The sequence below is a fragment of the Shewanella sp. BJSY2023SW001 genome (assembly GCF_047314685.1).
GTDB lineage: Bacteria > Pseudomonadota > Gammaproteobacteria > Enterobacterales > Shewanellaceae > Shewanella > Shewanella indica.
Window position 1 is genome coordinate 64,670 of record NZ_JBKORF010000013.1, and the last position, 8,385, is coordinate 73,054.

Annotated in this window: 9 protein-coding genes and 1 rRNA gene; 8 read left to right on the top strand and 2 right to left on the bottom strand. The window is 50.8% G+C overall.

The annotated features are described in order from the left end of the window. Positions 1–30 precede the first annotated feature (30 nt). The 5 genes from dprA to hemF all read left to right on the top strand — a co-directional run bounded on the left by dprA (position 31) and on the right by hemF (position 4,134). Positions 31–1,047, top strand: a complete 1,017-nt coding sequence (gene dprA / locus ACMHXH_RS03195) for a DNA-processing protein DprA (protein ID WP_039035703.1) — start codon at positions 31–33, stop codon at positions 1,045–1,047. Positions 1,048–1,049: 2 nt separating this feature from the next. Further along, positions 1,050–1,526 carry a DUF494 family protein gene (locus ACMHXH_RS03200; RefSeq protein WP_025889803.1) on the top strand — a complete coding sequence of 159 codons (477 nt, stop codon included), beginning with the start codon at positions 1,050–1,052 and terminating at the stop codon, positions 1,524–1,526. Positions 1,527–1,984: 458 nt separating this feature from the next. Further along, positions 1,985–2,548 (top strand): type I DNA topoisomerase, encoded by a 564-nt coding sequence (locus ACMHXH_RS03205; protein WP_335912563.1) that lies wholly within the window; start codon positions 1,985–1,987, stop codon positions 2,546–2,548. An 82-nt stretch (positions 2,549–2,630) separates the two neighbouring features. Further along, positions 2,631–3,194 (top strand): L-threonylcarbamoyladenylate synthase, encoded by a 564-nt coding sequence (locus ACMHXH_RS03210; RefSeq protein ID WP_039035705.1) that lies wholly within the window; start codon positions 2,631–2,633, stop codon positions 3,192–3,194. A gap of 25 nt (positions 3,195–3,219) precedes the next feature. Then, on the top strand, positions 3,220–4,134 hold the full coding sequence (gene hemF, locus ACMHXH_RS03215) for an oxygen-dependent coproporphyrinogen oxidase (protein WP_335912565.1): 915 nt from the start codon (positions 3,220–3,222) through the stop codon (positions 4,132–4,134). 33 nt (positions 4,135–4,167) lie between these two features. Here the strand turns inward: hemF and ACMHXH_RS03220 are convergent, their stop codons facing one another. Then, positions 4,168–4,599 (bottom strand): group II truncated hemoglobin, encoded by a 432-nt coding sequence (locus ACMHXH_RS03220; protein ID WP_039035707.1) that lies wholly within the window; start codon positions 4,597–4,599, stop codon positions 4,168–4,170. Between the two features lie 124 nt (positions 4,600–4,723). Between ACMHXH_RS03220 and aroE the strand changes: the two genes are divergently transcribed. Both aroE and ACMHXH_RS03230 read left to right on the top strand, forming a co-directional pair. Then, complete coding sequence (aroE, locus tag ACMHXH_RS03225) at positions 4,724–5,545, top strand: shikimate dehydrogenase (RefSeq protein WP_071476709.1); 822 nt, start codon at positions 4,724–4,726, stop codon at positions 5,543–5,545. Beyond that, positions 5,542–5,814 (top strand): DUF1488 domain-containing protein, encoded by a 273-nt coding sequence (locus ACMHXH_RS03230; RefSeq protein WP_071476710.1) that lies wholly within the window; start codon positions 5,542–5,544, stop codon positions 5,812–5,814. Before aroE ends, ACMHXH_RS03230 begins: the two co-directional genes overlap by 4 nt. Before the next feature lie 5 nt (positions 5,815–5,819). Here the strand turns inward: ACMHXH_RS03230 and ACMHXH_RS03235 are convergent, their stop codons facing one another. After that, positions 5,820–6,371, bottom strand: a complete 552-nt coding sequence (locus ACMHXH_RS03235) for a gamma carbonic anhydrase family protein (protein ID WP_071476711.1) — start codon at positions 6,369–6,371, stop codon at positions 5,820–5,822. 451 nt (positions 6,372–6,822) lie between these two features. On the opposite strand from ACMHXH_RS03235, the gene ACMHXH_RS03240 reads away from it, so the two are divergent. Beyond that, positions 6,823–8,367: ribosomal RNA gene (locus tag ACMHXH_RS03240) — 16S ribosomal RNA — on the top strand. Positions 8,368–8,385 lie beyond the last annotated feature (18 nt).

Sequence of the window (8,385 nt, forward strand, 5' to 3'; positions counted from 1 at the left end):
CCCCTCCGGATAAGGCAATTACTCTTGCACATGGATGTGGCTGAGTTGAGACAGAGGCTGGAACATGAACCCCAGTCTTTGCCAATAAACCAGACACAGCTCCAACGCTTGGAGTTGGCTCCTGAAAAAGTTGACCAAGCCTTGCAATGGCAGCAGGGTGCAGAGGGCAGATATCTAATCTGTCCTGACGATCCTTTTTATCCGCCTCTCTTGAAACATATTCCTGACTTTCCTCCGATTTTGTTCGTCAAAGGACAGGTTGAAACCCTGCTGCAACCCGCGCTGGCCATGGTCGGCAGCCGAGATGCCAGCCGCGCCGGTTTGTCGCTTGCCTGGCAGTGGGGCGCCGAACTGGATGCCTTGAACATCAGCGTATGCAGTGGTATGGCTGCCGGTATAGATGGCGCAGCTCACCGGGGAGCCTTATCGGCAACCGGCAAAACCATTGCGGTACTAGGTACCGGAATTGACGAAATTTACCCTCGAAGGCATAGGGTTCTTTATGATGATATTCAAGTACATGGTGCAGTTATCAGTGAACTTTGGCCCTCCGTCGGTGTATTTCCCGGGAATTTTCCCAAACGAAACCGTATAATCAGCGGCCTTGCAATGGGAACCTTGGTGGTAGAAGCTCGTCGGCGCAGTGGTTCACTGATCAGTGCTCGCCTGGCATCAGAGCAAGGTCGAGAGGTTTTTGCAGTTCCAGGTTCAGTTATGGGCGATGAACACCAGGGATGCCACGATTTAATTCGTAATGGGGCAAAACTTGTGGAGTCGGTGGCCGATATAGTGGAAGAGTTGGCGCCTTTATGTAGCTGCCACCTTGAAGACTTGCGCAAGAGTCACCATATAAAACCAAGTGAGAACTCTGAGTTGCCATTTAAAACGCTGTTAGCTAGTGTAGATTATGAGACCACACCTTTGGATGTGGTGGTTGAGCATAGTGGAATAACGTTGGATCTGGTGTTGGAACAATTGCTTGAACTTGAGTTGCAAGGTTGGGTTGCCGCAGTACCCGGTGGTTACGTTAGACTTAAGAGGAAATAGCCATGTTTGATATCCTCATGTATCTGTTTGAAAACTATGTTCATAGTGAAGTTGAAATGTTGGTCGACGAAGATGAGTTGACCAAAGAACTCACCCGTGCCGGTTTCCATCAGTCCGAAATCATCAAGGCGCTTTCCTGGCTTGAGCGGTTGGCCGAACTGCAGGAGAGCGATACTCCCTACCTTAGAGGGCATACTCAACATTCCTTCCGCATCTACACCAAAGATGAAATGGAGAAACTGGACGTCGAGTGTCGTGGTTTCCTATTGTTCCTGGAGCAGATTCGGGTATTGAATGTGCAAACCCGGGAAATGGTTATCGATAGGGTGATGGAATTGGACGAGCCAGCTATGGTGTTGGAAGACCTCAAGTGGGTGATTCTGATGGTATTGTTTAATGCGCCCGGTAATGAGTCTGCCTATGAGCAGATGGAAGATCTTATCTTCGAGCAACCAGAAGAAGGTCGATTACACTCCTGAACGGCAGTTTACATTCGACAATCTCAGCACGAATAGTATGGCTAATGTGAAGTGGTTTTATATCGCTCTGGCACCAAACGAGATGTGCTGAGATTCTTGAGCAAAAAGAGCAGCTGCAAGATATATGTGCCGTTATTGCCTGTCTTGGCCGGTATCAATTCAATTCGCTTTCAGGATATTCTCAGAAAGTTGGGCAATCTTTTTGGCTGCAGTTATCTTCATTTCCCCATTGTCTGAATACTTCAATTTTTATCATTCCGCAAAAGAGAGCGATAAGCCTTTCTGAAAAAGACCACGACAGTTTCCAACCTATGTAACTTTTTCCTGAAGTGAAGGCTATTTCACTATCTGTTCTTGCCGGCTGAGTCTTTCAGTGAGTGTGGTCATCAACTCGACTCCCTTTATCCGTGTGGCGCTGGTAAAATGTTCGCCTAACTCTTTTAACAGCGAGATGTGTCATGGCCAAGATAGACCAGCAGTTGTTCAATGCTCGGGCGCACGCGCTCGAAAAAGAATATGAACTTTGTCCCAAGTGCGGCAGTGAGCTCTCCGTGCGCCACAGTAAGCATGGTGGTTTCATTGGCTGTAATAATTATCCAGCGTGCGATTACACCCGGCCTTTGGTGCAGCACGAATCCATCGACTCTCAGTCTATTCCCGGCTCCGAGTGTCCCCAGTGTGGTCACGAGTTGGCGGTCAAGTCGGGGCGCTTTGGTATTTTTATTGGTTGTACCCAGTATCCGCAATGCACCCATATCGAGCGACACGATCAGCAGGAAGAGGCTGAAAAAGTGCCTTGTCCTCAGTGTAATAGCGGAGTGCTTGAGCATAGAACCAGTAAGTTCGGCAAGAGCTTCTATGCCTGCAGCAACTACCCCAAGTGCAAGTTTCTGGTGAATTTTCCTCCTCGGGCAGAGGCTTGTCCTGAATGCGGTTTCGGTATTCTGGTAGAGCGCAAGGGCGCTGCCGGCGACAGACTGGAATGTCCCCGTAAGGAATGTAAGTACAAGCGAACTCTGTGATCCGGCTCAATATGTGACTATAATCACCTCCGCTGTCGCCGAGGGCGCTCAGCCGTCTTTGTCTCTATAAAAGGTACTCTCAATGCTGCACTTGCTCGCCGCCAGGAGTAAGCAACTGCTTCTGGATGGAGGGGTCATAGCGTATCCCACCGAAGCTGTTTATGGTTTGGGATGCGATCCCGATAATGAAGCCGCCGTTTCCCGAATTCTCGACATCAAACAGCGTCCCTGGCACAAGGGGCTTATCATGGTTGCCAGTGACTATCGGCAGTTGCAACCCTATCTGGACGAGTCTCAACTGAGTGATGAACAACTGCAGCAGGCGTTTGCCAAATGGCCCGGACCTTTTACCTTTGTTATGCCGGTGCGTCAGGGAATGAGCCAACTGCTTTGTGGTCATTTTGATTCTATTGCCGTCAGGGTGTCGGCCCATCCGGTTGTTCGGGAGTTGTGTGATACCTTGGGCAAGCCGCTGGTATCCACCAGTGCCAACTTGGCGGGTGAGTCGCCGGCTCTGACAGTGAATGATATTGAAACAACGTTTGCCGGGCAGATAGATGCCCTTATCGAAGGAGAGTTGGGGCAGCAGCGCCAACCTTCCACCATCATAGATATTCGCAGCGGCCAGATCCTGCGTAATGGCTAATAATTCCAAGCAAGAAGGAGCGAGCATGACGGCACCTGATTCTCACCAGGTAAAAGCATTCTTGATGCAACTGCAACAACAGATTTGTGAAGGACTGGAACGACTGGACGGCAAAGCTGAGTTTACTACCGATGCCTGGAAACGGGCCGAGGGCGGTGGCGGTATCAGTAAGGTACTTAACGGCGGTGACGTGTTTGAACAGGCCGGGGTGAACTTCTCCCATGTAGAAGGCGCGGCCATGCCTGCCTCGGCAACGGCACACAGGCCTGAGTTGGCCGGACGAAGTTTTGAAGCTATGGGGGTTTCACTGGTTATCCATCCGCGTAATCCCTATATTCCTACTACCCATGCCAATGTGCGCTTCTTTATTGCCCGCAAAGAAGGTGCCGATCCCGTCTGGTGGTTTGGTGGTGGCTTCGACCTGACCCCCTATTACCCCTTCCTTGAGGACGTACGCGAATGGCATCAGCAAGCCAAAGCGATTTGCGAGCCTTTCGGCGAAGCGGTATACCCCAAGTACAAAAAATGGTGCGATGAGTATTTCTTCCTGCCGCACAGAAACGAAACTCGCGGTGTCGGTGGCCTCTTCTTCGATGACCTCAATGAAGGTGGCTTTGAGCAGTGCTTTGCTTTCATGAAGGCTGTTGGAAATAGCTTCTTATCTGCCTATGCCCCCATTGTTGAGCGGCGTAAGGATACCGAATATGGCGAGCGTGAACGTGAGTTCCAACTGTATCGCCGTGGTCGCTATGTAGAGTTCAATCTGGTCTATGACAGAGGAACTCTATTTGGGCTGCAAACCGGCGGCCGAACCGAGTCAATACTCATGTCGATGCCGCCCTTGGTTCGCTGGCAATACGCCTATGAACCCGAAGCCGGCTCTGCCGAAGCAAGGCTCTACAGTGATTTTTTACATCCCAGGGATTGGCTCACCGAATAGTTAGTAAGGGTAACCAATAAGTCTTTCTTTGGCTTATTGGTTACGCATATGGTCTGCTAACTGAGCGATAGCATTGAAAATCACCTTTCTGTGTTCGGGATCCTTCAGATTGGCCTCCAGTGAGGCCCTCATACATAACAGCCACTGATCACGCATTCTTTCATCAACGGCAAACGGCATATGTCTGGCTCTAAGCGCCGGGTGGCCATATTTGGCTTGATACAGCTGAGGCCCTCCCAACCAACCACTGAGAAATTCATATAACTTCTGCTCAGATTGTGCCAGCGGAGCCTGATGTATGGACAAAAGTTCCTGAGTATCCGGCCGCGTTTGCATTTGCTGATAAAAGCTCTTGGCTATGGCGCGTATCGTTTCGTCGCCGCCAATCAGATCATAGGCGTTGGACTGAGTGGGGTCCCGCTCGGCCTCGGGTTTACGATTGAGAATTTTCTTTAGCCAGTTCATTTTGTGTTGAATCTTGTTGTCGATTTTGGCGCCAGTATACACTGAAAACCCCATAGGTCGGCAGCCTTGCCTGGCCTTGGGCCGCTGAGTAGACTGATACATCTTCCATTGCTCTGGAGCACAGATGACCGACAGCTATGCCGTCTTTGGCAATCCCATTCAACACAGTAAATCACCCGCTATCCATGCAGCTTTTGCCGCTCAGACTGGGCAAAACCTAAGCTATCAAGCGATTCTGGCGCCAATCGATGACTTCAGCGGCAGTGTCACGGCTTTTTTTGCTGCCGGGGGGATGGGCGCCAATGTCACTGTGCCTTTCAAGGAACAAGCCTTTCAACTCTGTGATGAGTTGAGTCAGGAAGCTGAAACCGCCGCCGCAGTGAATACCCTGATTAAACTGGATGATGGCAGAATTCGGGGTGACAATACCGATGGCTACGGCTTGGTGGCCGATCTCAGTCGTTACCTGATACTGAAGGATAAAAAGGTCTTGCTGCTCGGCGCTGGTGGGGCTGCCAGGGGTTGTCTGCTTTCTCTGTTGGCGGCCGGTGTCGGCCATATTGATATCTATAATAGAACATACAGTAAGGCCGAGGTGCTGGCGGCTATTGCGCCACAGCAATTACAGGCGTTGAGGCGAAATGAACTCTATGAGGGTTATGATCTCATTATCAATTCCACCTCAGCCAGTTTACATGGTGAGTTGCCGGATATTCCCGTAACCGTGGTTGCCAATCATAGCTATTGCTACGACATGATGTATTCGGCACAAACAACCGCGTTCAATTGCTGGGCTGCCGAGCAAGGGGCGGCAAAAACACTGGATGGGTTAGGAATGTTGGTGGGACAGGCGGCTAGAAGTTTCTATTTATGGCGAGGTGTCATGCCCAAAGTTGAGCCTGTACTCGAGAGTCTGCGGCAAGAATTAAAAGGAGAGGCCTCATGAATCAGGGGATCATCTTCAGCGACTTGTGTCAGTGGCAAGCCGAATCATATAGGCTCAAGTTTATGGCCCAGCAGCAAGGGGTCAATATTCCTTGTTATGTTGGCTTACAACGTATGCAGCAAATAAGTGGCAAGGTTGTTCTCGAAGAGCAAGAGATCCTGAGCCTGTTTGAACAGTGGCGCTTCGACTTCGAGGATGAAGCCGAGGCGCTGATTGAGCAGGAATGCTTCAATGACTCAGGTGAGATAGAGTTACCTGAGTCAGTATAACTTTCTTAGTCAGTACTACTTTGCTCGGCCAGGTACTCATCTTTAAGGCGGACATAGTTGTCTGCCGATTGTGGCAGAAATTGGCGTTCGGCCTCGGTCAAGGGGCGGGCTTGTTTGGCCGGGCTGCCTATATAGAGAAAGCCACTCTTTAGTACCTTACCGGGAGGCACCAAGGAACCTGCACCTAAAATCACATCGTCTTCGATGATGACGCCATCCAAAATAATGGCTCCCATGCCAACTAATACTCGATTACCTACCTTGCAACCGTGAAGCATGGCTTTGTGCCCTATGGTGACATCATCGCCGATGAGCAGCGGGTGTCCTTCGGGGTTGGCCGGAGACTTACGGCTAACATGCAGGACTGTGCCATCCTGAACACTGCTGCGTTTGCCGATGCGAATATGATTGACGTCACCCCGGGCAGCCACCATGGGCCAAACGCTGGCGTCTTGATCCAAAAAGATGTCACCTACCAGAACCGCAGCTTCATCAACATAGACGCCTTCGGCCAACTTTGGCTTGGTACCTTGGTAAGATCTGAGAGAATTGGCCATAAAAAGTCCTTAAATGAATGGTTTTCGCCATTATAAAGATTAAAAAGTGGCAGGTCAGGACAAATTCTCAGCAAGTAAGCCAAAAACAGCAGTTTTCTTTTAAAAAGCCCTTGCACAAAAGTTCAGGCTCCCTATAATGCGCTCCCACTGACACGGCACAGCGGCAACGCGAAAGACGTGACAGGGTCGAAGAAAAGAGGCTCTTGAGTCCTTTCAACGACAGGCGAAAAAGATGGTAAATACCTCTTGACGCCGCAGCAGGAAAGCGTAGAATACGCAGCCCTGACCCGATGACCACAGCGTCTAAGGGATTGCTCTTTAACAAGATAAACAAGCAAATCTGTGTGGACACTCACAGGCATTGAGAAATCGACAAAACGATTTAACTCGATGAAGAGTGTTCATACGAACAGAATTCATTGAGTCGATTCTTCGGAATCAACCAAAACTTTAATTGAAGAGTTTGATCATGGCTCAGATTGAACGCTGGCGGCAGGCCTAACACATGCAAGTCGAGCGGTAACATTTCAAAAGCTTGCTTTTGAAGATGACGAGCGGCGGACGGGTGAGTAATGCCTGGGAATTTGCCCATTTGTGGGGGATAACAGTTGGAAACGACTGCTAATACCGCATACGCCCTACGGGGGAAAGCAGGGGACCTTCGGGCCTTGCGCTGATGGATAAGCCCAGGTGGGATTAGCTAGTAGGTGAGGTAATGGCTCACCTAGGCAACGATCCCTAGCTGGTCTGAGAGGATGATCAGCCACACTGGGACTGAGACACGGCCCAGACTCCTACGGGAGGCAGCAGTGGGGAATATTGCACAATGGGGGAAACCCTGATGCAGCCATGCCGCGTGTGTGAAGAAGGCCTTCGGGTTGTAAAGCACTTTCAGCGAGGAGGAAAGGGTGTAAGTTAATACCTTACATCTGTGACGTTACTCGCAGAAGAAGCACCGGCTAACTCCGTGCCAGCAGCCGCGGTAATACGGAGGGTGCGAGCGTTAATCGGAATTACTGGGCGTAAAGCGTGCGCAGGCGGTTTGTTAAGCGAGATGTGAAAGCCCCGGGCTCAACCTGGGAACCGCATTTCGAACTGGCAAACTAGAGTCTTGTAGAGGGGGGTAGAATTCCAGGTGTAGCGGTGAAATGCGTAGAGATCTGGAGGAATACCGGTGGCGAAGGCGGCCCCCTGGACAAAGACTGACGCTCAGGCACGAAAGCGTGGGGAGCAAACAGGATTAGATACCCTGGTAGTCCACGCCGTAAACGATGTCTACTCGGAGTTTGGTGTCTTGAACACTGGGCTCTCAAGCTAACGCATTAAGTAGACCGCCTGGGGAGTACGGCCGCAAGGTTAAAACTCAAATGAATTGACGGGGGCCCGCACAAGCGGTGGAGCATGTGGTTTAATTCGATGCAACGCGAAGAACCTTACCTACTCTTGACATCCAGAGAACTTTCCAGAGATGGATTGGTGCCTTCGGGAACTCTGAGACAGGTGCTGCATGGCTGTCGTCAGCTCGTGTTGTGAAATGTTGGGTTAAGTCCCGCAACGAGCGCAACCCCTATCCTTACTTGCCAGCGGGTAATGCCGGGAACTTTAGGGAGACTGCCGGTGATAAACCGGAGGAAGGTGGGGACGACGTCAAGTCATCATGGCCCTTACGAGTAGGGCTACACACGTGCTACAATGGTCGGTACAGAGGGTTGCGAAGCCGCGAGGTGGAGCTAATCTCATAAAGCCGGTCGTAGTCCGGATTGGAGTCTGCAACTCGACTCCATGAAGTCGGAATCGCTAGTAATCGTGGATCAGAATGCCACGGTGAATACGTTCCCGGGCCTTGTACACACCGCCCGTCACACCATGGGAGTGGGCTGCACCAGAAGTAGATAGCTTAACCTTCGGGAGGGCGTTTACCACGGTGTGGTTCATGACTGGGGTGAAGTCGTAACAAGGTAGCCCTAGGGGAACCTGGGGCTGGATCACCTCCTTACCTAAGCGATAATTGGTG

Excerpts from the sequence above, each read along its gene's own strand:
- dprA (WP_039035703.1), top strand. The coding sequence starts at position 31 with ATGGATGTGGCTGAGTTGAGACAGAGGCTGGAACATGAACCCCAGTCT.
- ACMHXH_RS03200 (WP_025889803.1), top strand. The coding sequence starts at position 1,050 with ATGTTTGATATCCTCATGTATCTGTTTGAAAACTATGTTCATAGTGAA.
- ACMHXH_RS03205 (WP_335912563.1), top strand. The coding sequence starts at position 1,985 with ATGGCCAAGATAGACCAGCAGTTGTTCAATGCTCGGGCGCACGCGCTC.
- ACMHXH_RS03210 (WP_039035705.1), top strand. The coding sequence starts at position 2,631 with ATGCTGCACTTGCTCGCCGCCAGGAGTAAGCAACTGCTTCTGGATGGA.
- hemF (WP_335912565.1), top strand. The coding sequence starts at position 3,220 with ATGACGGCACCTGATTCTCACCAGGTAAAAGCATTCTTGATGCAACTG.
- ACMHXH_RS03220 (WP_039035707.1), bottom strand. The coding sequence starts at position 4,599 with ATGAACTGGCTAAAGAAAATTCTCAATCGTAAACCCGAGGCCGAGCGG.
- aroE (WP_071476709.1), top strand. The coding sequence starts at position 4,724 with ATGACCGACAGCTATGCCGTCTTTGGCAATCCCATTCAACACAGTAAA.
- ACMHXH_RS03230 (WP_071476710.1), top strand. The coding sequence starts at position 5,542 with ATGAATCAGGGGATCATCTTCAGCGACTTGTGTCAGTGGCAAGCCGAA.
- ACMHXH_RS03235 (WP_071476711.1), bottom strand. The coding sequence starts at position 6,371 with ATGGCCAATTCTCTCAGATCTTACCAAGGTACCAAGCCAAAGTTGGCC.